We start from the raw sequence: 23,534 nt of genomic DNA, 5'->3' as shown, positions 1-23,534 counted from the left end.
CGCGGGGGCGAGGGCGTTGATCCAAGCGCGCTGGGCGGGGGTGAGGGTGGCGGTGCTGTTCATGGCGTTTCCTAGGGCCGAAACCGATGCTTCCGCCCTGCTCAGCGCGCTGATCATGCCCTTTGTTAGCGGCTGTGATCGAACTCACGGGCATCCGGGTGACGGCGGCTCCGGGCGGTGAACCAGAGCACCCCGCCGGCCGCTGCCACCATCGTCGCGAATGCCGCCGTACCCACCACGATCGCCTGCGTCATACCGTCCCTCCATAGCAAATGCCGTTTACCGAGAGACGTCGAAACCGCGAAAAGGTGCACTCAGAGTTACCGAGATCACAGAGATTCGAGCACCGAGTCGATCTGCGCGGCCAGTGCGAAGTCCTTCTCCGTCAGACCGCCCGCTGAATGGGTCGAGAGCCGGAACGTCAGCGTGCGCCAGCGGATGTCGATGTCCGGGTGGTGGTCGGCCGCCTCGGCGAGCACCGCGACCCGGTCCACCACTTCGATCGCCTGCGGGAAGCTCGCCAGCTCCGCCTCGCGCGAGATCACCGCGCCGGCCCGCGTCCAGCCGGCGCCCAGCCGTTCGTCGGCCTCGGCGTCGCTCAAGATTTCCGTCATGTCTCCATGGTCGTACGTCCTGGACTACGCTGCACGGTTGCCACGGGAGTCCGGTCAGCCGGGCTGAGAGGCGGGTCACCCCGCGACCGTTCGCACCTGACCGGATCATGCCGGCGAAGGGAGGGCTTTCCCTCCTCGTCCGGAGAAGTGCAGGAGGGTAGATGAAGAGCAGGGCTGTTCGCGCCGCGACGGCCGTCGCCGCCGTCAGCGTCGTCGCCGCGGGGTGCTCGCTGTCGGACGGTGACGGTGGCACGCAGCAGACGCCCACCGTCACCCTCGTGACGCACGACTCCTTCCTGGCGCCGCAGGAGGTGCTCGACGCCTTCCAGAAGCAGTCGGGCATCAAGATCTCCGTGCTCAAGCAGGGCGACGCCGGTTCGCTGACCAACAAGCTCGTGCTGACCAAGGCCAACCCGATCGGCGACGTCGCGTACGGCGTCGACTCGACGTTCGCCTCCCGCGCGCTGCAGGAAGGCGTCTTCGAGCCCTACACCAGCCCGGAGGCCGACCGCGGGCCGCAGCGCTACGCCGTCGACCCCGAGCACCGGCTGTCCGCGGTCGACGTCGGTGACGTCTGCGTCAACGTCGACACGAACTACTTCACGAGCAAGGGGATCGCGGCGCCGGAGTCGTACGACGACCTCGCCGACCCGAAGTACAAGGATCTGCTGGTCGCCGAGGACCCGGCGACGGCGTCGCCCGGGCTGGCGTTCCTCCTCGGCACCATCGCGAAGTACGGCGAGGCCGGCTGGAAGGACTACTGGACGAAGCTGAAGGCCAACGGGCTCAAGGTCGTCAGCGGCTGGGAAGAGGCCTACACCAAGGACTTCTCCGGCTCGTCCGGCAAGGGACCGCGCCCGATCGTCGTCTCGTACGCCTCTTCGCCCGCCGCCGAGGTGGGTGACGACGGCAAGCCGCGCACCAAGGCGCTGCTCGACACCTGCTACCGGCAGGTCGAGTACGCCGGCGTGCTGGCGAACGGCAAGCAGGCGGAGAGCGCGCGCAAGGTCGTCGACTTCCTGCTGTCGCAGCAGTTCCAGGCGACGGTCGCGGCGAACATGTACGTCTACCCGGCACGCCAGGGCGTCGACCTGCCCGCGGGCTGGGCGCAGGTCGCGCCGCTGCCGCAGAAGCCGCAGTCGCTCACGGCGGACCAAGTGCAGGCCGGGCGCGAGAAGTGGATCGGCGAATGGCGCACGCTCGTGCAGTGACATCCGGGGCTCCGCCCCGGGCCGGGGGCTCCGCCACCCGGACCCCCCGAAAAACACCAGTCCTAGCCCCACCCCGGACCACCCGAGGCCTCGGCCTGGCGCTGCTCGGATTGGCGCCGATCGGGTTCCTGGTGGTGTTCTTCGCCTGGCCGGTGCTCGCGATCGTCGGCCGCGGGTTCGCCGACGGCGGTCTCGACGTCGTCCTCGGCGACGCGCGGACCTGGCAGCTGGCCGGGTTCACCGTCGCGAGCGCGGCCGCGTCGACCATCGTCGCGGTGCTGGCCGGCCTGCCGGTCGCGTTCCTGCTCGCGCGGGTGCGGCTGCCCGGCGTCGGCCTCGCGCGGACGCTCGTGCTGGTGCCGTTCGTGCTGCCGACCGTCGTCGTCGGCCTGGCGTTCCGGGCCCTCTGGCCGGACGGCGGCGTGCTGCCGATCGTGCTGGCCAACGCGTTCTTCAACGTCGCCGTCGTCGCGCGGACCGTCGCCGGGCTGTGGGCGCGGCTCGACTCGAGGACGACCGACGCGGCCCGCGCGCTCGGCGCGTCACCGTGGCGCGCGTTCCGCTCGGTGACGCTGCCCGCGCTGGCGCCGGCGATCGCGTCCGCCGCGGCCGTCGTGTTCCTGTTCTGCGCCACCAGCTTCGGCGTCGTCCTGATCCTCGGCGGGGCGCGCTACCGGACCCTGGAAACCGAGATCTACCTGCGGACGGTCGACCTCCTGGACCTTTCGGGCGCGGCCGCGCTGTCACTGATCCAGTTCGCTGCCGTCGTCGCCGCCTTGGTACTCGGCGGTCTGGCGCGCCGGCGCAAGGACGGCGCCCGGATCGGCTCCGGCGGGGCGCGGCGGCCGCGGGGCGGTGAGTGGTGGGTCGTCGGTGCGGCGGGGGTCGTGCTGGCGTTGCTCGTGACGCCGATCGTCGCGCTGCTCGCCGAGTCGGTGTCCACTCCGGACGGCTGGAGCTTCGCCGGTTATCGAGCGTTGACGAGCACCGGTGAGAAGGGCGCGCTGCAGGTGTCCGGCTGGGACGCGGCGGTGAATTCGCTGAAGGTGGCGATCGACGCGACGCTGCTCGCGATGGTCGTCGGCGTGCTCGCGTCCGTGGTGCTGGTGGCGCTGCGCCGGTCGCCGGCGCGGGCCGCGCGCGGGCTCGGCGAGACCATGGACGCCGTCCTGATGCTGCCGCTCGGGGTGTCCGCGGTGACGGTCGGGTTCGGCTACCTGGTGACGCTCGACGCGCTGCCCGGCGATCTCCGGACGTCGCCCTACCTCGTCCCGCTGGCCCAAGCGCTGGTGATCATCCCGCTGGTCGTGCGGATGGTGCTGCCGGTGCTGCGCTCGGTCGACGTCCGATTGCGCCAGGCCGCGTCGACGCTCGGGGCGAGCCCGCTGCGGGTGTGGCGGGAGATCGACCTGCCGCTGACGCTGCGGCCGCTGGTCGCGGCCGCCGGGTTCGGGTTCGTCGTCGCGCTCGGCGAGTTCGGCGCGACGAGCTTCCTCGCCCGGCCGACCGCGCCGACGCTGCCGGTCGCGATCGCGTCCCTGATGGGACGCCCAGGGGAGCTGAACAACCAGATGGCGTACGCCGCGTGCGCGCTGCTGATGCTCGTGACGGTGCTGGCGGTCGCGCTGATCGACCGGCTCGGGCGCGGCCGGGTGGGGGAGTTCTGATGGCGCTGTCGGTGCGTGACCTGACTGTCCACTACGGATCGTTCGCGGCGGTCCGCGACGTCCGGCTGGACATCGCCGACGGCGAAGTCCTGGCCCTGCTGGGGCCGTCCGGCTCGGGCAAGTCGACGCTGCTGCGCGCGATCACCGGCCTGGAGCAGTCGGCGCGCGGAACGGTGAGCTGGGACGGCGACGACCTCGGCGCGGTCCCGGTCCACCGGCGCGGCTTCGGCCTGGTGTTCCAGGACGGCCAGCTGTTCAGCCACCGGGACGTCGCGGCGAACATCGCGTTCGGCCTTCGGATGCACGGTATACCGCGGACACAATGGGCACCGCGCGTCGCCGAGCTGCTGGAGCTGGTGGGCCTCTCGGGCTTCGAGAAGCGGCGGGTGACGGAGCTGTCCGGCGGGCAGGCCCAGCGGGTCGCGCTGGCCCGCGCGCTGGCACCCAAGCCGCGGCTGCTGCTGCTCGACGAGCCACTGTCCGGTTTGGACGCCGGATTGCGCGAGCAGCTGGCGATCGACCTGGCGGACCTGTTGCGGCGCAGCAAGATCACGGCGTTGCTGGTGACGCACGATCAGGAGGAGGCGTTCACGCTCGCCGATCGGGTGGCGGTGCTGGACGCGGGGGAGGTCCGCCAGGAGGGCGCGGTCCGCCGAGTGTGGCGCAACCCGGCGGACGACGACGTGGCCCGGTTCCTGGGGGTGACGACGTTCGTGGACGGCACCGCGGCGGACGGGCACGTGCGCACGTTCCTCGGCGAGGTGGTGCTACCCGACATCGCCGACGGACCGGTGCGGCTGGGGTTGCGGCCGCACGCGCTAAGGGTCGCGGCCGAAGGAGTGCCGGGCGAGGTCGTGGCGGCGGTGCACCGCCGGGAACACGTGCGGCTCGTCGTGAAACTTGAAGAGTCCACTGTGGACGCAGTCGCGCCAGCGGCTTCGGACCTGCGGGCCGGGGACGCGGTGCAGCTGGAGTTCGACCCGGACGGCGTCGCGCTCGTCGGCTGACGCCGTCCGGGAAAGAAGCTCAGCCGTCGCGGGTGGACAGGCGGGCGTAGGCCAGCGACAGCCCGATCACGATGTAGCACGCCGCCCGCAGCGCACCCTCGCCCAGCAGCTGGCCGCCCATCGGGTCCTGCAGCACCTCCGCCGGCGCCATCGACCAGTTCTGCGTCAACAGGAACGGGTGCAGCCAGTCCAGCGACGTCAGGAACCCGAGGATCGTGAACACGATGTCGGCCGCCAGGACCGACGCCACCACCAGCATCGGGTGTTCCGTCCAGCTGGAGATCGCCAGCGCCACCGCGCCGACCGCCCACAGCTGCAGCACCACCCAGCCCGCCACCAGCAGGATGCGGGCCAGCGCGCCGCCCAGGGACAACGTCGTGCCCGACAGCGTGAACAGCGAATCCGTGCCGTTGATGATCAGGCCGGTCACCACGCCCGTCACGCACATCGCCAGCACCGAGACCACCGACACCGTCGCGACGCCGAACGCCTTGACCGCCAGCAGGCGACCGCGGCCGACCGGGGCGATCAGCCAGCCGCGCAGCGTGCCGTGCGCCGTCTCGCCCGCGATCGCGTCCGCGCCCGCCATCGCCGACGCCAGCGGCAGCAGCAACGCCAGGGACATCACGATCGCCGCGATCGGCAGGACGAACGCGTTGTTCACCGCGGACGCCAAGAGCGCTCCGCCGCCGTCGTCCGGGCCGCCGCCCTGCGAACCCGCGTCGTCCACCAGCGTCAGGCCGACGCCGATCACGATCGGGATCAGCGCCAGCAGCCCCAGCACGGCCAGCGTGCGCGGCCGCCGGAAGATCCAGCGCAGTTCCGCGGCCAGCAGCCGCGGCAACGGCACCGTGTCGTGGCCCGTGCGGGCCGCCGGTGCCTCCAGGACCGCCGTCATTCCGCCCCCTCCGTCAGCCGCGCGAACAGGTCTTCCAGCCCGGTGCGGGCCCGCGTCGCCTCGTGGACCGCGACCCCCGCGCCCACCAGGACCTGCAGCACGCGCGGTGCCTCCGTCGCCGTGAGGTCGGCGCGGACGCCGTCCGGGGTGAGCCGGGCGCCGATCCGGTGCTCCCGCAGCACTTCCACGGCCTTCTCCGCGTCCGGCGTGCGGACCAGCAGCGCCGCGTTGCCGGACTCCAGCAGCTCGGCCAGCTCGCCCTGCGCGACGACGTTGCCGGCCTGCAGCACGGCCACGTGCGTGCACGTCGCCTCCACCTCGGCCAGCAGGTGCGACGACACCAGCACCGTCACGCCGGCGGCGTGCAGCTCGGCCACGATCCTGCGGATCTCCCTGGTACCCGCAGGATCGAGGCCGTTGGTCGGCTCGTCGAGCACGACCATCTTCCGCGGCACGAGCAACGCCGAAGCGAGCCCGAGCCGCTGCTTCATGCCGAGCGAGTAGCCCTTGTAGCGGCGCCGCGCCGCGCCGGTCAGCCCGACGCGCTCCAGCGCGGAATCCACCGCCGCCGGGATGCCGGCCGACGTCAGCCGCGGTTCCGCCGCGGCGAAGCGCAGCAGGTTGTCGCGCCCGGACAGGAACGGGTGGAAGCCCGGCCCCTCGACCAGCGCGCCGACGTCCGGCAGCGCGTGCGCCGCGGCGTCCGGCATCGGCCGGCCGAGCAGCTCGACCTCGCCCTCGGTCGGCCGGACCAGGCCGAGCAGCATCCGGATGGTGGTCGTCTTGCCTGAGCCGTTCGGCCCGAGCATCCCGACGACCGCGCCCTCCGGGATGTCGAGGTCGACGTGGTCGACCGCGACGGTGCTGCCGTAGACCTTGCGCAGCCCCCGCGTGCGCGCGGCCAGCGGGACCGCCGGGGCGGACGCCTCCGAAGAGACGTCCGCCCCGGACTCGACAGCTGTGCTGGTCACTTCTGACCCAGCGCTTCGTACAGAACCTGCTCCGGCACCGCGCCGGCGGCGAAGCGGCCGTCGTCGGTCAGCACCGCGCTGCCCACCTTCGTGGTGACGAGGTAGCCGCTGCCCCACGCGCCGTTGACCTTCTTGGCGAACCGCTCGAGCAGCGCCTTCGGGTCCGTGTTCCGGCCGTCGCGGCCGTTCTGCTGCTTCGGCGCCGCGTTCAGCGCGTCCGCCGGGACCTTGCCCGTGACGACGGTGTCCCAGCCGTCGCCGACGACCTTGACGTCGTCCTTCGCCTGCTCGGCGAGGGCCTTGTCCTTGTCGTCGATCGTCGGCGTCTTCTCCTGCACCTTGGCGCCCTTCGGCGGGGTGAAGGTGAAGAGGTCGGCCGGCTGCGGCGTGAACTGGATCTCGCTGAACGCGACCTCGAGCGCCGGCGTCGACGTGCCGTTGCTCAGCACCGACACCCGCAGCGGCATCCGCGTCTGCGAGTCGACCGCGACGCGGATCTCGCGCAGCAGCGTCCGCTCGCTCGGCTTCGGCGTCAGGACCAGCTCGTAGGCCGGGCGGTCGGCGACGGTCGCGGTGCCGTCGACCGACACCGTGCTGCTCTCGCGGACCTTCGCCAGCAACTCGGTCGACGCCGCGACCGGGTCGGCCAGCTTCTCGCTGCCCGCGCCCTTCTGCTTGGCGACGTCGGCCGGGATGGTCACCTTCGTCGCGGTGTTGGTCTTGGAGCTGTAGTCCCAGACGGTCGTGCCGTCGTGGACCACGGTCTCCTGGCTCGCGCCCTGCGTGGCGGCCAGGCGGCTCTTGCCGGCGCCGTCGCTGAAGATGTGCGCCGAGTCGATGTTCAGCGCCGACGCCCCCGGCAGCGCGCTCCCCACCGACGGCAGCCCCAGGTCGTTGCTGACCTTCACCGTGCCGTCGAACGCGCCCGGCTTGGCCTTCATGACCGACTGCACCAGGTCCTCGGCGCTCACCTGCGGCAGCGCCGGCTTGTCGTCGGCGCTGGCCGGCATCGCGATGAACGCGAGCCCGCCCGCACCGAGCGCGGTGCCGACGACCGCGGCGGTGATGCCCTTCGTCTTCGGTTTCATGCGTCTCTCCCTGTGGTGTTCCCGGGCTCGAGTGTGCCCGGCTTCCCGGCACCGACGCTTCCCTCTCGAGACTGAGATACCCCTGAAGGTTCTCCCTCTCCGGCTGAGATCGTGCTGAGAGCTGACGCACGACCTGCGCAAACCGGCCATGATGAACCTCGTGAAACCTCGGGTGCTGGTGGTCGACGACGAACCGGGCGTGCGGAAAGCACTGCAACGCGGGCTGCGGGCGGAGGACATGGACGTGGTCACCGCCGCGGACGGCCCCACCGGGCTGCAGCTGGCGAGCACGGGCTCGTTCGACGTCATCCTGCTCGACATCATGCTGCCGGGCCTGTCCGGCTACCGCGTGCTGGAACGCCTGCGCAAGGACGGCGTCATGACGCCGGTGCTGCTCGTCTCGGCCAAGGACGGCGAGATCGACCAGGCCGACGGCCTCGACCTCGGCGCCGACGGCTACCTCGTCAAGCCGTTCTCCTTCGTCGTGCTGGTCGCGCAAGTCCGCGCGACGCTGCGCCGCGCCGGGCCGGAAGCGGGCCGCGGCACGCTGCGGCTGGGCGCGCTGGAAGTCGACCGCGGGCTGCGGCAGGTGCACTGGAACGGCGAAGAAGTCGGGTTGAGCCCGCGCGAGTTCGCGCTGCTCGAGGTGCTCGTCGGGCGCGCCGGCACGGTCGTCACGAAGGACGAGCTGCTGCGCGCGGTCTGGGGCGAGGAGCAGGCGGTCACGCGTAACCTCGTCGAGGTATACGTCGGATACGTCCGACGCAAGCTGGACGCCGTCGGCGCCGGCGCGCTGCTGCGGACGGTGCGCGGGCACGGCTACCTGGCCTCCGACGCGCAGCTCGACGAGGTCATCACCCCGTGAGCTCCTGGTGGCGGGGCCGGTCCCTGCAGGTCCGGATCACCCTGCTGGCCGCGACGATCACCCTGGCCTGCCTGCTCGGGCTGGCCGCGCTGGCCGCGTCGAACCTCTCCCCGCTGCTCATCGGCTCGGTCGACCGCGAGCTCTCGGCCGCGCTCGGCCCGGCCGGCGCCGACGTGAGCGCCGGGCGCCCGCTGTCCGGCGCGGCGCCGGTGACGCTGCGGGTGCTCGACATCGCGGGCGCGCCGGTGGACCGCGGTACCCCCACCGGCCTTGCGCCGTCGGACATCTCGACGCTCAAGGCGGGACAGCCGGTCCAGCGCGACGGCGCGCGCTACCTGGGGACGGTCGTCAGCGCGCCCGACGGGTCGCAACGGCTGGTCGTGGCCGGGGCCGGGCTGGTCGGGTTCTCGGCGGCGGTGCACTACGGCGGGGTGTGGCTGGTGGTCGTCGCCTCGGTCGGGGCGCTGGTCGCCGGGTTCGCGACGTGGCTGGTGGTCCGGCTGTCGCTGCGGCCGGTGGCGCGCATGCGGGGTTCGGTGCGCGCGCTGCCGCCGGGGGCGAGGCTGGCGCTGCCGGACTCGCACGACGAGCTGCGCGCGCTGGCGGAGGAGTTCAACGCGCTGCTCGAGCGGCAGGAGCAGGCGAGCGACCGGCTCCGGCGCTTCACCGGCGACGCGGCGCACGAGCTGCGGTCGCCGGTCGCGTCGATCCGAGTACAGGCCGAGGTCGCGGTGACCAACCCGGATCCGGAGCTGTCCCAGGAGACGCTGTCGGACATCCTGACCGAGGCCGAACGGCTGTCGTCGCTGCTGGACGGGCTGTTGTCGCTGGCCCGGTCGGACGCGGGGGAGGTGCCCGCGGCGGAACCGGTCGAGCTGGTCAGCGAGGTGCGCGCGGCGGTCGCGCGGCTGCCGGCGGGGGCGCCGGAGACGCGGGTGAGCAACGCGGTCGCGCAGGCGTGGGCCTCGGCCGCGCACGCCGAGGTCGAGCTGGTGCTGGACAACCTGCTGCGCAACGCGTGCCGCTACGCGCGCGGGGAGATCGTGGTGTCGGTGCTGGCGTCGCGGTCGTCGGTCCGGGTGGTGGTCGACGACGACGGCCCGGGCATCGCGCCGGAGCACCGCGAGAAGGTGTTCGACCGGTTCTACCGGATCGCGGACGACCGGGCGCGGTCGTCGGGCGGGACGGGACTGGGGCTGGCGATGGTGGCGGAGACGGTCCGGCGCCGGGGTGGCCGGGTGCAGGTGGGCGAGTCCCCGGACGGCGGGGCGCGGTTCGTGGTCGTCTGGCGCGCGGCCGCGGGTGGAGACCCGGTGCCCGGCTGAGGGCCCGGGTGCTTGGCTCGCCATGCCGCAGCTGCCGGAGGAGGGCTTCGTCGAGTCGCTGCGGGGCGGTGATCGAAGCCGGGTTGCCCACAGCCTGGCCGTGATGTGGACAACCGGGCGCCCGCTGCGAACTTCGAGCGGGTTTCGTCGGACCGCCCCGATACGCTGGAGCGGGGCGGACCCCCAGGGAGGGTGGGCCTGGCTGGGTGGGACTGGCTGGGTGGGACTGGCTGGGTGGGACTGGCTGGGTGGGACTGGCTGGGTGGGACTGGCTGGGTGGCCGCGCGCGGGGAGCGATCGCAAAACGCAGCCGAGGCTGGGCGCGGGTGGCGGCGAGACGGCCCGCGGTGGGGCTTCCGGGTAGATTCCGGGGCTGTGAACGGTGTGATCGTGGGTGCCGCCCTGGTGCGGGACGGCAAGCTGCTCGCCCAGCAGCGGGCCTGGCCGCCGAAGCACACGGGGCAGTGGGAACTGCCCGGTGGCCGCGTCGAACCCGGGGAGTCCGAGGCCTTCGCGCTCGCCCGCGAGTGCAGCGAGGAGCTCGACGTCGTCATCGAAGTCGGGCGGCGGGTCGGCGAGGACGTCGAACTGCCCGGCGGGAAGGTCCTCCGCATCTACGCCGCGAAGCTCGTTTCGCCCGGTGAAGAACCGCGGGCCGTCGAGCACCTGGCCGTGCGGTGGCTCGGGCCCGACGACCTCGACGAGGTCGACTGGCTGCCCGCCGACCGCATCCTGCTCCCGGCGTTCCGGGAACTGCTCTCCTGAGCCGGGAGCAGGCCGCCGCTCTTCAATTCGCGCCGATCATCCGCAACGCCGCGTCGAGCCGGTGCGAGCCGCGCTCGCGAGCCCGCTCCGCGCCCGCCTTGCGGACCCGGTCCAGCTCCGCGACGTCGTCGAGCAGCGCCGACGCCCGCGAGCGCAGCGGCCGCAGCTCCTCGATCACCGCGTCGGCGACGGCGTCCTTCACCGCGCCGTACGACGTGAACTCGTCGGCCAGGTCGGCCGGCGAGCCACCCCGGCACGCGGCCAGGATCTCCAGCAGGTTCGCCATCCCCGGGCGGGTGTCCGGCGCGTGCACCGGGACCGTCCCGCCGTCGGTGACCGCGCGGCGGATCTTGCGGCGGACCTGGTCGGGCTCGTCGAGCGCGAACACCACGCCCGCCGCGTCCCGCGCCGACTTCGACATCTTGCGCGTCGGGTCCGCGAGGTCCTTCACCCGCGCGCCCGCCGGCGGGAGCACCGCCCGCGGGATGGTGAACACGTCGCCGTACGTGCCGTTGAAGCGCTTGGCCAGCGTGCGCGTCAGCTCGACGTGCTGGCGCTGGTCCTCGCCGACCGGCACCTCGTCCGCGCCCTGCAGCAGGATGTCCGCAGCCATCAGCGCCGGGTAGGTCAGCAGCGACAGCCGCACCCCGGCCTGGCCCTTCGACTTCTCCTTGAACTGGATCATCCGCGCGGCCTCGCCGTAGTTGCAGGTGCACTCCAGGACCCACGTCAGCGCGCCCAGCTCGCGGGCGAGGTCGGACTGGACGAACACCCGCTCGGGATCGATGCCGGCGGCGATCAGCACCGCCAGCTGCTCGTGCGCCAGGGATCGGAGTTTCGCCGGGTTGTGCGGCGTCGTCATGCCGTGCAGGTCGGCGACGAAGTACAGGTCGTCCGCGCCGCCCTCGCGAGCCCAGCGGCGCACGGCCCCGAGGTAGTTGCCGAGGTGGACGTGGCCGGACGGGGTGATGCCGGACAGCTTGCTCATGAGACTTCCTTCCGAGGTGGGGCCACCCCGGAGAAGGCATGAAAAAGGCCGCCCGTCCGGGGCGGCCGCTGGTGATCAGCGCAGGACTGGGACGGCCGCCGAGGGCGGCCACCAGCTGGCGGTCTGCGCGTGCATGGCACGACTATAGCCCGGTCCGTCACCACTTCGCATCGTCCGGACGCGCAGGCGCGCGAACGGAGTTACGGTCTTAGCCATGTATGTCGTCCTGCTGAACTACACGGCCCCGATCGAGGAAATCGACCTGGCGCTCCCGGACCACGCCGAGTGGCTGAACAAGCAGTACGAGCACGGCCACTTCCTGGCGTCCGGGGCGCGGAACCCGCGCACCGGTGGCGTGATCATCACGCGGCCGATGTCCCGCGGGAAGCTCGACGCCATCCTGGCGTCCGACCCGTTCTGCGTGCAGCACCTGGCGAAGTACGAGGTCATCGAGTTCTCGCCGACGAAGACCGCGCCGGAGCTCCGGCTGGTCAACGAGGCCATCCCGCACTAGGCCGCCAGATCCAGCTTCGCCTTCTTCAGAGCCAATACCGGGCACTTCTTGCAGCGCGGCTTCGACCGGCAGCACTTCTTCTTGACCTTGCCGGCCTTCATCAGCTTGCGCACGACCTTCCGCGGGTCGTCGTGCTTCTTGCCCACGCGCACGCACCTTCCGGATCGGCGACCTTCACCGGGTTTCCACGTTAGGTCAGCCTAACCGTCCAGGGGGCGTGGGGCCGCTCACAATGGGGTGGCAGGTATCCTGAGTGAGGTCCGCGTGTGACCAGAGCCGGTCACGGGATGCCTGAACGGCTTGCGCGGCCACCCACCCCTTGAAGTTCAGGAGTTCTCGCGTGCCCGCAGCCAGCGCTACCGTCGAAACCGGCCGGCCGACCGGTAAGACCCGGCCCGACCTGCGCAACGTCGCGATCGTCGCCCACGTCGACCACGGCAAGACCACGCTCGTGGACGCGATGCTGCGCCAGTCCGGCGCCTTCGCCGAGCGGGCCGAGCTCGTCGACCGCGTGATGGACTCCGGTGAGCTCGAGCGGGAAAAGGGCATCACCATCCTCGCGAAGAACACCTCGATCCACCGCCAGACGCCCGAGGGCCAGGTGACGATCAACGTCATCGACACCCCCGGCCACGCCGACTTCGGCGGCGAGGTCGAGCGCGGCCTGGCCATGGTCGACGGCGTCGTCCTGCTCGTCGACGCGTCCGAGGGCCCGCTGCCGCAGACCCGGTTCGTGCTGCGCAAGACGCTCGAAGCCGGCCTGCCGGTGATCCTGCTGGTCAACAAGACCGACCGCCCGGACGCCCGGATCGCCGAGGTCGTCGAGGAGACCCACGACCTGCTGCTCGAGCTGGCCAGCGACATCGAGGACGCCGACCACGACGCGATCCTCGACCTCCCGGTCGTCTACGCCTCCGCGCGCGCCGGCAAGGCGAGCCTGGAGCAGCCCGCCGACGGCGAGATCCCCGAGAGCGAGAACCTCGACCCGCTGTTCGACACGCTGCTCCGGCACGTGCCGCCCCCGGCCGCCGACCTCGACGCGCCGCTGCAGGCGCTGGTCACCAACCTCGACGCGTCCAACTTCCTCGGCCGCATCGCGCTGATCCGCATCCACGCCGGCAAGCTGCGCAAGGGCCAGACCGTGGCCTGGATGCGCGAAGACGGCACGACGCAGAACGTCCGCATCTCCGAGCTGCTCGTCACCGAGGCGCTCACCCGCGTCCCGGCGACCGAGGCCAGCGCGGGCGAGCTCGTCGCCATCGCCGGCATCCCGGACATCACGATCGGCGACACCCTCGCCGACTCCGAGAACCCGGTGGCGCTGCCCCGGATCACCGTCGACGAGCCCGCGATCTCGATGACCATCGGCGTGAACACCTCGCCGCTGGCCGGCCGCAACGGCGGCGACAAGGTCACCGCGCGGCTGGTCAAGGCCCGCCTCGACCAGGAGCTCATCGGTAACGTCAGCATCCGCGTGCTGCCGACCGAGCGCCCCGACACCTGGGAGGTCCAGGGCCGTGGCGAGCTGGCGCTGGCCATCCTCGTCGAGCAGATGCGCCGCGAGGGCTTCGAGCTGACCGTCGGCAAGCCGCAGGTGGTCCTGCGCACGATCGACGGCAAGCTGCACGAGCCGTTCGAGCGCCTCTACATCGACTCGCCCGAGGAGCACCTCGGCGCGATCACCCAGCTCCTGGCGGCGCGCAAGGGCCGCATGGAGGACATGAGCGGCAACGGCACCGGCCGCATCAAGCTGGAGTACGTGCTCCCGTCGCGCGGCCTGATCAGCTTCCGCACCGACTTCCTCACCGAGACCCGCGGCACCGGCATCGCGAACCACGTGTTCGAGGGCTACTTTCCGTGGGCGGGCGAGATCCGCACCCGGCACAGCGGCTCCTTGGTCGCCGACCGCACCGGGCCGGTCACCGCGTACGCGATGATCCAGCTGGCCGACCGCGGCACGTTCTTCGTCGAGCCGGGCGCCGAGGTGTACGAGGGCATGGTCGTGGGCGAGAACCCGCGCTTCGAAGACCTCGACATCAACATCACCAAGGAGAAGAAGCTGACCAACATGCGTCAGTCCTCCGCCGACGTGATGGAGACGCTGGCCCGCCCGCGCAAGATGGGCCTGGAAGAGGCGCTGGAGTTCTGCTCGGTCGACGAGTGCGTCGAGGTCGCGCCGGACGTCGTCCGCGTCCGGAAGGTCACTTTGGACGTCAATACCCGCGCGAAGGAGCGTTCGCGCGCGAAGAGCCGCGACAACGGCTGATCGGCGAATAGCGAAAAAACCTCCCGGTGTTCCCCGCCGGGAGGTTTTTTCGTTGCCCATCCGTCACCGTGGGTGGAGAATAGGCCGACGGGACGTCACGAATTCCGCCGTTCTTCTCCTTATATCTTTATAGGGGTCGATGGCTGGTGCGCACCACCGCGTGAATCCCGCACCGTGTCCCGCGCGTGTTCGTTCCGCCGTTCCGGAACGGTCCGGGAACCCGGACGGTGCTCCGCGCGTCCTTTCCCATAGCGGCACCCAGGGGTGCCGGACCCGGCCGATCCGGGTGTGGGAATCTCGGTTCCGGCGGCGGACTCGGTCGTGGGAGCATGACTGACCCGATCGGGGAGATTCTGGGGAGGAACGGGGCGTGCGGGTGAATCGCAAGGCGGTGCCGGTGCTGGCGCTCGCGACCGTGCTGGTCACCGCCTGCTCGAACACCCCGCCGCCACCGGTGGTGTCGTCGTCGGTGCCCCCCGCCTCGACCACCGGGAAGACGCCGTCGCAGATCGTCGTCGGGGTCGACGACGTGCTCGGCGGGTACAACCCGCACAACCTGGCCGACTCCTCGCAGGTCACCTCGGCGTTGTCGCAGCTGCTGCTGCCCTCGGTGTTCCGCCAGAAGGACGACGGCAGCACCCAGCTCGACAAGAACCTCATGAAGTCCGCCGAGGTGGTCTCGCAGCAGCCGTTCGTGGTCGCCTACGAGATCCGGCCGGACGCGTCCTGGTCCGACGGCGCGCCCATCGCCGCCGAGGACTTCGACTACCTGCGCACCCAGATGCGCGACCAGCCCGGCGTGATCGAGCCCGCCGGCTACCGGCAGATCACCGACCTGCAGTCCCGCGAAGGCGGCAAGCGCGTCGAGGTCACCTTCGCCAAGCCGTACCCCGGCTGGCAGACGCTGTTCTCCGACCTGCTGCCCGCCCACCTGCTCAAGGACGCGCCCGACGGCTGGCGCGGCGCGCTCGCGTCGAACTTCCCGGCCATCGCCGGCCCGTTCTCGATCAAGAGCCTCGACACCGCACGCGGCGAAGTCATCCTCGAGCGCAACGAGCGCTACTGGGAGAAGCCCGCCGCGATCGACCGGATCGTGCTGCGCCGCTCGGACCCGCAGACGCTGCTGGCCGCGCTGCAGAGCGGCAACGACCAGTTCGCGCTGGCCAGGACCACCGGCGACCAGCTCAAGCGGCTCGGCGACCTCGGCCCGGCCGTCAAGCTGCACACCGTGGCCCGGCCGCTGGTGGCCGACGTGCTGCTGCGCCCGGTCAGCGCCACCCTGCAGGACGCCCAGGTGCGGGCCGGGATCGCCGCGCTGATCGACCGGACCAAGCTGATCACCGAAGGCGTCAACGGCGGCCCGTCGTCGCAGCTGCACGCGGACGCGCAGGTGACGGCCCCGTCGGTGAAGGGCTACACGGCGACCATCCCGCCCGGCCCGCCCACCGCGCCCGACGTCGCGAAGGCCGAACAGTCGCTGAAGGCGGCGGGCTACGCCAAGACCGCGGGCACCTGGCGCAAGAACGGCAAGGCGCTTTCGCTGGTCATCGCCTCACCAGGCACCCAGGAGCCGTACGCGACGATCGCCAAGGAGCTCACCGGCCAGCTGGCCGCGCAGGGCGTCGAGGTCAACGCGATCACGCCGCAGCCGCGGGACCTGTTCAGCGGCCTGCTCGCGATGCCGGTCGTCTCCGGGGTCCAGCAGCCGACCGGCGACTCGGCGGGCATCGTCGGCGTCGACATCGCGGTCGTGCCGCAGGCGGTGGGCGGCGACACGGCGTCGGTGCTCGCCTCGACCTTCGGCTGCCGCCCCGAGCAGACCGCCGCGGGCGCCGACCGGACGAAACCCGTCGTTCCGGGCAATTCCGCGGGGTTCTGCGATCCGGCGCTGCAGCCCTCGATCGACGCGGCGCTGTCCGGTTCGACGCCGATCACCGAAGCGCTCACCACCCTTGAGCCTGAACTTTGGCGCCAGAACGTGGTGATTCCGCTGTTCCAATCGGCTGACACCCTGGCGATCGGTTCGGGCATCTCGGGCGTAACCCCGGGTCCACCGATGGTGGGCCCGTTCGGGTCCGCCGTGAACTGGACTCGCGGCCCGAAGTAATCGCTCGGCTACGCATTCAGTACTACCGGGTGATCTTGACGCACGCCTTCGAGTGGGACCCGATGAATCCGTGAGGTAACCGTCGTATTTCTGGATGTCGGCTGGAAGTCACCCTTTGGTCACGATCGACCCTGAACTGGTGACTGTCGGTGCTTTTCCTTTCTAGCGTGCTCCCGCAGTGCGCCAGTTGAGTGTCGCTTGGCGTGTCGTAGGCTCCGGCACCAAACCGGAGCGGTGTGGGTCCTTGTCACAATTCAAGGGCTCAGTGCTAGGAGGGCACACTTCATGAGGAGAACCAAAGCAGTCTCCGCCTTGTCGCTCGTCGCAGGCGCCTCGCTGCTGCTGAGCGCCTGCAGCGGTGGCGACTCGGGCTCGGGCAGCACGGACCAGAACGGGTCGTCGACCGACGTCAAGTCGATGGCGGTCGGCAAGGCCGAGCAGGGTGACACGTTCAAGCTCGCGGACGTCAAGGGCTGGGACGGCACGGTCACGGTCGGGATCGACGACGGGTACTCGGGGTACAACAACAACACCCCGGACACCAACAGCTCGTACAACACCTACATCTTGACCGCTGTCCTCGAAGACTCCTTCGTCCTCGACGGCAACAACAAGATCCTGCTCAACAAGGACATGTTCGACTCGGTCGACGTGACCTCCAAGGACCCGCAGGTCGTCACCTACAAGATCCGGCCGAACCTCAAGTGGTCGGACAACGAGGCCTTCGACTGCAAGGACCTGTACCTGAACTGGCTGTCGCAGAGCGGCCAGGCGAAGGGCACGGACGGCAAGAACCCGTTCAACGCCGCTTCGACCACCGGTTACGACAAGATCAAGACCGCCACCTGCAAGGACAACCTGACCTTCGAGACGGACTACAGCGAGCCGTACCTCGACTACAAGGGCCTGTTCTCCGGCGTCTCGATCCTGCCGGCGCACATCCTCGAGAAGCAGACCGGCATCCCGGACATCACCAAGCTGGCGCCGACCGGCGACCCGGCCCTGCTGTCCAAGGCCGGCGACTTCTGGACGAACAAGTGGAAGGGCTTCGACAAGGCCCTCATGCCGGCTTCCGGGCCGTACATGATCGACTCGTTCGACGCGAACCAGAAGTCCGTCACGCTGGTGAAGAACCCGAACTGGGCGGGCGGCAAGGGCGGCCCGGCCAAGATCGTGGTCCGCGCCATGGAAGACACCAAGGCCATGGCGACCGCGCTGCAGAACGGTGAGATCGACGTCGCGGCGTCGACCCAGCCGGACGCCACCGCGGCCAACACGATGAAGGGCCTCGCGGCGCAGGGTGTGACCTACGGTTCGGCCCCGCAGCTGACCTACGAGCACCTTGACCTGCAGTTCAACCGCATGTTCAAGGACGACGCGCTCCGCAAGGCGTTCTTCGAGGTCGTCGACCGCAAGGCGATCACCGACAAGCTGCTCAAGGAAGTCCAGGCCGACGCGGCCCCGCTGAACTCGATCGTGTTCTTCCAGGGTGAAGAGGGCTACACCGACCTGTACGGCAGCAAGGCCGGCCTGGGTGCCGAGGCGGCGGCGAAGACGCTGACCGACGCGGGCTGGACGAAGGGTGCCGACGGCATCTTCGCCAAGGGTGGCCAGCGGGCTTCGTTCAAGATCACGCACAACCAGAACGCCCGCCGCAGCCAGACCGTCGAGATCATCATCTCGCAGGCCAAGGCGGCCGGTATCGAGGTCAAGGACGAGACCGACGCCAACTTCCTCAAGGGTGGCCGCGTTTCGACCGGTGACTACGACATCGCGCTGTTCGGCTGGTCGTCGGCTCCGTACAAGTCGCAGTCGCGCTCGATCTACGTCTGCCCGAACAACGGTGGCGACCAGAACTACCAGAACCTGTGCGACCCGAAGATCGACGCGGCCTTCACCGAGGCCGTGAAGGCGACGGACGAGCAGGTCAAGCTCCAGAGCTACCAGGCCGCCGACAAGGCCATCGCGGACAAGTACGCGACGCTCCCGCTGTTCCAGACGCCGAGCATGTGGGCGTTCAAGGGCATCGACCGCGTGTACATGCAGTCCTACAACGGTGTCCTGTGGAACGCCGGCGAGTGGGAGAAGAAGTAAGCAGGGCCTAGCCCCGCGGCTTCTTTCCCCTCGTTCCAGATGACCTGGGAGGTACCGGGGCCCGGCCACGAGCCGGGCCCCGGTACCCACCGGAAGTAGCTGTTGACCGTAGGGTTACCCCCACTACGGTAGACAACCGGGTAGCGGTCCAGCGCACTTCTGACGACCAGGCCCGGATGAGGAGCAGTTCGTTGAACCTGGTGATCTACATCCTTCGCCGTCTGGCGATATCGATTCCCGTCCTGCTGGTCGGGACCTTTTTGTCGTTCGTGATGGTCGCCGCCACCGGTGACCCGCTGGGCGAGCTCCGCAACAACCCGCAGCTGAGCAAGGACGCGATCGACGCGCTCTCCCACAAGCTGGGCCTGGACCAGGGTGTCGTGCCGCGGTACTTCAGCTGGCTCGGGGACTTCCTCCAGGGCGACTGGGGCACGTCCATCGCGCAGGGCAACGCGCTGCAGCCGGTCGCGCCGAAGGTGATGGCGGCGTTCGGCGTCACGTTCAAGCTGGTCGTCGGAGCCGAGATCCTCGCGCTGATCATCGGCATCATCGTCGGCGTCCTCGCCGCGGTGAAGCAGTACTCGATCGTCGACTACCTGGCCACCACGCTGGCCTTCCTGCTGTTCTCGATGCCGATCTTCTGCATCGCGATCGTGCTGAAGAACTACGCGATCGAGATCAACGGCTGGGTCCGCGACCTCGGCCTGCAGGACGTCCTCGGCAATCCGTGGCTACGCACGACCAGCCCGGAACAGCTGAAAACGGACGGCGTCGGCGACTTCATAACGAGCACCATCGGCGCCTACCTGCTCCCGACGCTGTCGATCATGGCGATCAGCTTCGCCGCGTACAGCCGGTTCCAGCGGGCCTCGATGCTCGAAGTGATGGGCTCGGACTACGTGCGCACCGCGCGCGCCAAGGGTCTCGCGAACGGCCGGGTCATCTTCCGGCACGCGTTCCGCAACGCCCTGATCCCCGTGACCACGCTGTTCTCGGTGAACTTCGGCTCGGTCCTCGCCGGCGCGATCATCACCGAGACGGTGTTCAACTGGCACGGTATGGGCACATTGCTGGTGGAAGCCGTCAACAAGAACGACACTCAGGTGATGATGGGCTGGCTCGTGGTCATCGCCACCAGCGTGATCATCGCCAACCTGATCGCCGACCTGGTGTACGGCATCCTGGACCCGAGGATTCGCGTTGGCTGACTTGAACTCCCTCCTCGCGAGCGAAACCGCCACCAAGGACGGCACGCTCCCGCCGGAAGCGCTGCCCGAGCCCCGGAGCCAGGGCAAGCTGGTGCTCCGGAAGTTCCTGCACCACAAGCTGGCCATGGCGTCGACCGCGGTGCTGGTGCTGATCGTGCTGCTCAGCATCATCCTGCCGCTCTTCTGGAAGCACAGCTACGAGGACAGCTCCTTCCCGTCCTTCGCCAAGCCGAGTGGCGACTTCCCGCTGGGCACCACGCAGGTCGGCAAGGACATGGTGTCGCAGATCCTGCGCGGCACCCAGTTCTCGCTGCTCATCGCGCTCACGGTGTCGATCCTGTCGACCGTGGTCGGCGTCGTGCTGGGTGCGCTGGCGGGCTACCTGCGGAGCTTCACCGACTCGGCGGTCTCACGGGTGACGGACCTGTTCCTGATCATCCCGCAGATCGCCGCGGCGGCGATCCTGGCGAAGGTGTTCGGGAGCGGCTCCTGGTACATCGTCGCGCTGGTGCTGGCGGCGTTCGGCTGGATGCAGATCGCCCGGATCACCCGCGCCGAAGCGATGTCGCTGTCCCAGCGCGAGTTCGTCGACGCGGCTCGCGCTTCGGGTGCCGGCACGTTCCGGATCATCTTCAAGCACCTGGTGCCGAACATGGTCGGCAGCATCACGGTCAACGCGACCCTCGCGGTCGCGCAGGCCGTGCTGGCGGAAGCCGCGCTGTCGTTCATCGGCCTCGGTGTGCAGCTGCCGGACACCTCGCTCGGCCGCGTCATCCTGGAGAACTACGCCCAGCTGCAGACGCGGCCGGCGTTGTTCTTCGGGCCGTTCATCGTGCTCGTGCTGATTTCACTGACGATCAACTTCATCGGTGACGGTCTTCGCGACGCCTTCGACCCGCGGCAGCGGAGAATGAAGGCCTGAACGCCGACGCGGGGGTGACCGGTTCCGGTCGCCCCCGCGTCCGTTTTCGCGCGACGATCGCCGGACCTGGGGGTTTCGGATGAATCTCGTGCTCTACGTGCTCCGCCGGCTGGCCATCTCCATCCCGGTCCTGCTGGTCGGCACCTTCCTCTGCTTCGTCATGGTGGCCAACACCGGCGACCCGCTCGGCGAGCTGCGCAACAAGCCGGGGATCAACCTCCAGGCGATCGCCGACACCGAGCACAAGCTCGGTCTGGACCAGGGCGTGGTCGCGCGGTACTTCACCTGGCTCGGCCACTTCCTCAGCGGCGACTGGGGCATCTCCATCGCGCAGGGCAACGCCTTCCAGCCGGTGGCGCCGAAGGTGATGGCGGCGTTCAAGGTGACGCTCGAGCTGGTGCTGGCCGCGTCGGTCCTGGCCCTGGTCTTCGGCGTGCTGGTCGGGGTCCTCGCGGCCGTCAAGCAGTACTCGATCTGGGACTACCTGGCGACGACGCTGGCGTTCCTGATGTTCTCGATGCCGATCTTCTGCATCGCCATCGTCCTCAAGGGCTACGCGATCCGCCTGAACGGCTGGGTGCGCCAGCTGGGCCTGTCCGACGTCCTCGGCGACCCGTGGCTGCGCACGACGAGCCCGGAGAGCCTCTCGGCGACCGGAGTGGGCGACGCGCTGGCGAAGTACGTCGGCGCGTTCCTGCTGCCGACGCTGTCGATCATGGCCATCACGTTCGCCGCGTACAGCCGGTTCCAGCGGGCGTCGATGCTGGAGGTCCTGGGCGCGGACTACGTCCGCACAGCGCGGGCGAAGGGCGTCTCGAACAGCCGCGTGATCTGGCGGCACGCGTTCCGCAACGCGCTGATTCCGGTGATGACGCTGTTCTCGGTCAACTTCGGCGCCACGGTGACGGGCGCGATCATCACGGAGACGGTCTTCAACTGGCACGGCATGGGCACGCTGCTGGTGGAGGCGGTCAACAAGAACGACCCGCAGGTGCTGATGGGCTGGCTGGTGGTGATCGCGGCGAGCGTGGTGATCGCGAACCTGGTCGCGGACCTGATGTACGGCATCCTCGACCCCCGCATCCGCGTGGGCTAGAAGCGCCCCAATGTGGCCTTCGGTGCGTCAGACGCAACCAAGGCCGCCTTGGGGCGCTTCGGTCCGGGACTGGCGAAGGGCCCGCACCCAGCCGGGTGCGGGCCCTTCCGCGTCTTCAGTGCCTCAGTCGGCCACGGGGGCCAGCTTGCCGGCCTCCCAGGCCGCGCGGCGCTCGGCCTGCAGCACCGGGTCCGCCACCGGCGCCGCCGACAGGAGCCGGCGCGTGTAGTCCTGCTGGGGCGAGTGCAGCACCTGGTCGCGGGTGCCGACCTCGACGAGCTTGCCGTGCTGCATCACCGCGACGCGGTCGGCCAGGAGGTCGACCACCGCCAGGTCGTGGCTGATGAACAGGCACGCGAACTGCAGCGACTGCTGCAGGTCGAGGAACAGGTCCAGCACGCGGGCCTGCACCGACACGTCCAGCGCCGACGTCGGCTCGTCCGCGATCAGCAGCGCCGGGTCGAGCGACAGCGCGCGGGCGATCGCCACGCGCTGGCGCTGGCCGCCGGACAGCTCGTGCGGGTAGCGGTTCATGTAGTGCCCGCCCAGCTCGACCTTGTCGAGCAGCGAGCGCACGCGGGCCGACAGCTCCTTGCCGGACAGCACCTTGTGCAGCACCATCGGCTCGGCGATCGACTCGCCGATCGTCATCTTCGGGTCCAGCGTCGACGCCGGGTCCTGGAACACGATCGAGAAGTACCGGCGAAGCGGGCGAAGCTCCTTCGCCGACATCTGCGTGATGTCCTTGCCCGCGATCGCGATCGTGCCCTGGGTCGCCCGGAGCAGACCGACGGCGCAGCGGCCGACCGTCGTCTTGCCCGAGCCGGACTCGCCCACCAGGCCGACGATCTCGCCCTTGGCGATGGTCAGCGAGACGTCGTCGACCGCGCGGTTCTTGCCCTGACCGCGGCGGCCCGGGTACTCGAGCACCAGGTTCTTGATCTCGAGGGCCGGCGCGGCCTCCTCGATCACGGCCTCGAGCTCCTCGTCGGCCAGCCGGATCTCCTCGGCGATCTTGGCCGCCTCGGTGCTGTCGGAGGCGATCCCGGCGTCGTCGAGCAGGCGGCGTCCCTCGGGACGCTGGCCGAGCACCGGCACCGCGGCGAGCAGCCGCCGGGTGTAGTCCTCCTTCGGCGACGCGAACAGCTCGCGCACCGGCGCCTCTTCGACGATCTCGCCCTGGTACATCACGATGACGCGGTCGGCCATGTCGGCGACGACGCCCATGTCGTGGGTGATCAGCACGATCGCGGTGTCGAGGGTGTCCCGCAGCTTGCGCAGCAGGCCCAGGATCTCCGCCTGGACGGTGACGTCGAGCGCGGTGGTCGGCTCGTCGGCGATGATGACCTTCGGGTCGCACGCGATCGCCATGGCGATGACGACGCGCTGGCGCAGACCGCCGGAGAGCTGGTGCGGGTACTGCTTGAACCGCAGCGGCGGGTTCGGGATGCCGACCATGTCCAGCAGCTCGACCGCGCGCTTGTCCGCGGCGGCCTTCGAGATGTCCAGGTGCGAGCGCAGGGCCTCGCGCAGCTGCCAGCCGACCGTGTAGACCGGGTTCAGCGCGGTCATCGGCTCCTGGAAGATCATCGCGACCTGGTTGCCGCGGATCTTCTGCATGTCCTTCTCTTTGAGATCCGCCAGGTTGCGCTCGCCGAGGCGCAGCTCGCCGGCGATCTTGCTGGTCTTGGGCAGCAGGCCCAGCACCGACATCGACGTGACGGACTTGCCGGATCCCGATTCCCCGACCACGGCGACGATCTCGCCGGGCTTGACGTCGAAGCCGATGCCCTTGACCGCGTCGACGACGCCGTCTTCGGTCCGGAACGACACGCTGAGGTCGGAGATCGACAGAACGGATCCGGACACGCCGGCGACGTCCGCCGAAGTTGCTTCAGTGCTCACCAAGATGCCCTTCGTGGGGGTAC

21 protein-coding genes and 1 riboswitch are annotated in these 23,534 nt (G+C 70.1%); of the genes, 13 read left to right on the top strand and 8 right to left on the bottom strand.

Features of this window, described 5'->3' with window-relative positions:
- Nucleotides 1–125 precede the first annotated feature (125 nt).
- On the bottom strand, nucleotides 126–254 hold the full coding sequence (locus tag ABFJ78_RS44155) for a hypothetical protein (RefSeq protein ID WP_436393415.1): 129 nt from the start codon (nucleotides 252–254) through the stop codon (nucleotides 126–128).
- A gap of 75 nt (nucleotides 255–329) precedes the next feature.
- Nucleotides 330–614, bottom strand: coding sequence for a 4a-hydroxytetrahydrobiopterin dehydratase (locus ABFJ78_RS44150; protein WP_436393414.1), 285 nt, complete (start codon nucleotides 612–614; stop codon nucleotides 330–332).
- Nucleotides 615–646: 32 nt separating this feature from the next.
- Nucleotides 647–754, top strand: a riboswitch (TPP riboswitch).
- A 21-nt stretch (nucleotides 755–775) separates the two neighbouring features.
- Between ABFJ78_RS44150 and ABFJ78_RS44145 the strand changes: the two genes are divergently transcribed.
- The 3 genes from ABFJ78_RS44145 to ABFJ78_RS44135 all read left to right on the top strand — a co-directional run bounded on the left by ABFJ78_RS44145 (nucleotide 776) and on the right by ABFJ78_RS44135 (nucleotide 4,499).
- Nucleotides 776–1,825: a thiamine ABC transporter substrate-binding protein gene (locus ABFJ78_RS44145; RefSeq protein ID WP_436393413.1), complete on the top strand. Its 1,050-nt coding sequence runs from the start codon at nucleotides 776–778 to the stop codon at nucleotides 1,823–1,825.
- Between the two features lie 110 nt (nucleotides 1,826–1,935).
- Nucleotides 1,936–3,492, top strand: a complete 1,557-nt coding sequence (locus tag ABFJ78_RS44140; protein WP_436393412.1) for an ABC transporter permease — start codon at nucleotides 1,936–1,938, stop codon at nucleotides 3,490–3,492.
- Complete coding sequence (locus tag ABFJ78_RS44135) at nucleotides 3,492–4,499, top strand: ABC transporter ATP-binding protein (RefSeq protein ID WP_436393411.1); 1,008 nt, start codon at nucleotides 3,492–3,494, stop codon at nucleotides 4,497–4,499. Before ABFJ78_RS44140 ends, ABFJ78_RS44135 begins: the two co-directional genes overlap by 1 nt.
- A 19-nt stretch (nucleotides 4,500–4,518) precedes the next feature.
- Here the strand turns inward: ABFJ78_RS44135 and ABFJ78_RS44130 are convergent, their stop codons facing one another.
- From ABFJ78_RS44130 to ABFJ78_RS44120, 3 genes are read right to left on the bottom strand one after another with little or no spacing between them, the layout of a single operon-like run.
- Nucleotides 4,519–5,397 carry an ABC transporter permease gene (locus ABFJ78_RS44130; protein ID WP_436393410.1) on the bottom strand — a complete coding sequence of 293 codons (879 nt, stop codon included), beginning with the start codon at nucleotides 5,395–5,397 and terminating at the stop codon, nucleotides 4,519–4,521.
- On the bottom strand, nucleotides 5,394–6,368 hold the full coding sequence (locus ABFJ78_RS44125) for an ABC transporter ATP-binding protein (RefSeq protein WP_436393409.1): 975 nt from the start codon (nucleotides 6,366–6,368) through the stop codon (nucleotides 5,394–5,396). The genes ABFJ78_RS44130 and ABFJ78_RS44125 overlap by 4 nt, the downstream gene beginning before the upstream one ends.
- Nucleotides 6,365–7,456, bottom strand: a complete 1,092-nt coding sequence (locus ABFJ78_RS44120) for a LolA family protein (RefSeq protein ID WP_436393408.1) — start codon at nucleotides 7,454–7,456, stop codon at nucleotides 6,365–6,367. The genes ABFJ78_RS44125 and ABFJ78_RS44120 overlap by 4 nt, the downstream gene beginning before the upstream one ends.
- Before the next feature lie 148 nt (nucleotides 7,457–7,604).
- On the opposite strand from ABFJ78_RS44120, the gene ABFJ78_RS44115 reads away from it, so the two are divergent.
- The 3 genes from ABFJ78_RS44115 to ABFJ78_RS44105 all read left to right on the top strand — a co-directional run bounded on the left by ABFJ78_RS44115 (nucleotide 7,605) and on the right by ABFJ78_RS44105 (nucleotide 10,411).
- Complete coding sequence (locus tag ABFJ78_RS44115; protein WP_285476454.1) at nucleotides 7,605–8,321, top strand: response regulator transcription factor; 717 nt, start codon at nucleotides 7,605–7,607, stop codon at nucleotides 8,319–8,321.
- Entirely contained in the window at nucleotides 8,318–9,646 is a 1,329-nt protein-coding gene (locus tag ABFJ78_RS44110) for a sensor histidine kinase (RefSeq protein ID WP_436393407.1), read from the top strand. Before ABFJ78_RS44115 ends, ABFJ78_RS44110 begins: the two co-directional genes overlap by 4 nt.
- A 375-nt stretch (nucleotides 9,647–10,021) precedes the next feature.
- Nucleotides 10,022–10,411: a (deoxy)nucleoside triphosphate pyrophosphohydrolase gene (locus tag ABFJ78_RS44105; RefSeq protein WP_436393406.1), complete on the top strand. Its 390-nt coding sequence runs from the start codon at nucleotides 10,022–10,024 to the stop codon at nucleotides 10,409–10,411.
- 22 nt (nucleotides 10,412–10,433) lie between these two features.
- Here the strand turns inward: ABFJ78_RS44105 and trpS are convergent, their stop codons facing one another.
- Nucleotides 10,434–11,399: a tryptophan--tRNA ligase gene (gene trpS, locus ABFJ78_RS44100; protein WP_436393405.1), complete on the bottom strand. Its 966-nt coding sequence runs from the start codon at nucleotides 11,397–11,399 to the stop codon at nucleotides 10,434–10,436.
- 214 nt (nucleotides 11,400–11,613) lie between these two features.
- Here trpS and ABFJ78_RS44095 point away from each other — a divergent pair, with 214 nt between their 5' ends.
- Nucleotides 11,614–11,913 carry a YciI family protein gene (locus ABFJ78_RS44095; RefSeq protein WP_436393404.1) on the top strand — a complete coding sequence of 100 codons (300 nt, stop codon included), beginning with the start codon at nucleotides 11,614–11,616 and terminating at the stop codon, nucleotides 11,911–11,913.
- On the opposite strand, the gene ABFJ78_RS44090 is transcribed toward ABFJ78_RS44095, so the two are convergent.
- Nucleotides 11,910–12,059, bottom strand: a complete 150-nt coding sequence (locus ABFJ78_RS44090; protein ID WP_166641800.1) for a hypothetical protein — start codon at nucleotides 12,057–12,059, stop codon at nucleotides 11,910–11,912. The genes ABFJ78_RS44095 and ABFJ78_RS44090 overlap by 4 nt on opposite strands.
- Before the next feature lie 194 nt (nucleotides 12,060–12,253).
- On the opposite strand from ABFJ78_RS44090, the gene typA reads away from it, so the two are divergent.
- The 6 genes from typA (at nucleotide 12,254) to ABFJ78_RS44060 (ending at nucleotide 21,606) form a co-directional block, all read left to right on the top strand.
- Nucleotides 12,254–14,179, top strand: coding sequence for a translational GTPase TypA (typA, locus tag ABFJ78_RS44085; RefSeq protein WP_436393403.1), 1,926 nt, complete (start codon nucleotides 12,254–12,256; stop codon nucleotides 14,177–14,179).
- 370 nt (nucleotides 14,180–14,549) lie between these two features.
- Entirely contained in the window at nucleotides 14,550–16,286 is a 1,737-nt protein-coding gene (locus ABFJ78_RS44080) for an ABC transporter family substrate-binding protein (protein ID WP_436393402.1), read from the top strand.
- Between the two features lie 285 nt (nucleotides 16,287–16,571).
- Nucleotides 16,572–18,380 carry an ABC transporter family substrate-binding protein gene (locus ABFJ78_RS44075; protein WP_436393401.1) on the top strand — a complete coding sequence of 603 codons (1,809 nt, stop codon included), beginning with the start codon at nucleotides 16,572–16,574 and terminating at the stop codon, nucleotides 18,378–18,380.
- A gap of 191 nt (nucleotides 18,381–18,571) precedes the next feature.
- Complete coding sequence (locus ABFJ78_RS44070; RefSeq protein ID WP_400868728.1) at nucleotides 18,572–19,588, top strand: ABC transporter permease; 1,017 nt, start codon at nucleotides 18,572–18,574, stop codon at nucleotides 19,586–19,588.
- Nucleotides 19,581–20,510: an ABC transporter permease gene (locus ABFJ78_RS44065; protein WP_372663883.1), complete on the top strand. Its 930-nt coding sequence runs from the start codon at nucleotides 19,581–19,583 to the stop codon at nucleotides 20,508–20,510. The genes ABFJ78_RS44070 and ABFJ78_RS44065 overlap by 8 nt, the downstream gene beginning before the upstream one ends.
- 79 nt (nucleotides 20,511–20,589) lie before the next feature.
- Nucleotides 20,590–21,606, top strand: a complete 1,017-nt coding sequence (locus tag ABFJ78_RS44060; protein WP_436393400.1) for an ABC transporter permease — start codon at nucleotides 20,590–20,592, stop codon at nucleotides 21,604–21,606.
- Nucleotides 21,607–21,729: 123 nt separating this feature from the next.
- Here ABFJ78_RS44060 and ABFJ78_RS44055 read toward each other — a convergent pair whose 3' ends face one another.
- Nucleotides 21,730–23,511, bottom strand: coding sequence for an ABC transporter ATP-binding protein (locus tag ABFJ78_RS44055; protein WP_436393399.1), 1,782 nt, complete (start codon nucleotides 23,509–23,511; stop codon nucleotides 21,730–21,732).
- Nucleotides 23,512–23,534 lie beyond the last annotated feature (23 nt).

The organism is Amycolatopsis sp. MEPSY49 (assembly GCF_051337345.1).
Taxonomy (GTDB): domain Bacteria; phylum Actinomycetota; class Actinomycetes; order Mycobacteriales; family Pseudonocardiaceae; genus Amycolatopsis.
The sequence above is the reverse complement of the archived record's forward strand: the minus strand, read 5'-3'. Positions and strand labels throughout refer to the sequence as shown.

Excerpts from the sequence above, each read along its gene's own strand:
- ABFJ78_RS44155 (WP_436393415.1), bottom strand. The coding sequence starts at position 254 with ATGACGCAGGCGATCGTGGTGGGTACGGCGGCATTCGCGACGATGGTG.
- ABFJ78_RS44150 (WP_436393414.1), bottom strand. The coding sequence starts at position 614 with ATGACGGAAATCTTGAGCGACGCCGAGGCCGACGAACGGCTGGGCGCC.
- ABFJ78_RS44145 (WP_436393413.1), top strand. The coding sequence starts at position 776 with ATGAAGAGCAGGGCTGTTCGCGCCGCGACGGCCGTCGCCGCCGTCAGC.
- ABFJ78_RS44135 (WP_436393411.1), top strand. The coding sequence starts at position 3,492 with ATGGCGCTGTCGGTGCGTGACCTGACTGTCCACTACGGATCGTTCGCG.
- ABFJ78_RS44130 (WP_436393410.1), bottom strand. The coding sequence starts at position 5,397 with ATGACGGCGGTCCTGGAGGCACCGGCGGCCCGCACGGGCCACGACACG.
- ABFJ78_RS44120 (WP_436393408.1), bottom strand. The coding sequence starts at position 7,456 with ATGAAACCGAAGACGAAGGGCATCACCGCCGCGGTCGTCGGCACCGCG.
- ABFJ78_RS44115 (WP_285476454.1), top strand. The coding sequence starts at position 7,605 with ATGATGAACCTCGTGAAACCTCGGGTGCTGGTGGTCGACGACGAACCG.
- trpS (WP_436393405.1), bottom strand. The coding sequence starts at position 11,399 with ATGAGCAAGCTGTCCGGCATCACCCCGTCCGGCCACGTCCACCTCGGC.
- ABFJ78_RS44095 (WP_436393404.1), top strand. The coding sequence starts at position 11,614 with ATGTATGTCGTCCTGCTGAACTACACGGCCCCGATCGAGGAAATCGAC.
- ABFJ78_RS44075 (WP_436393401.1), top strand. The coding sequence starts at position 16,572 with ATGAGGAGAACCAAAGCAGTCTCCGCCTTGTCGCTCGTCGCAGGCGCC.
- ABFJ78_RS44060 (WP_436393400.1), top strand. The coding sequence starts at position 20,590 with ATGAATCTCGTGCTCTACGTGCTCCGCCGGCTGGCCATCTCCATCCCG.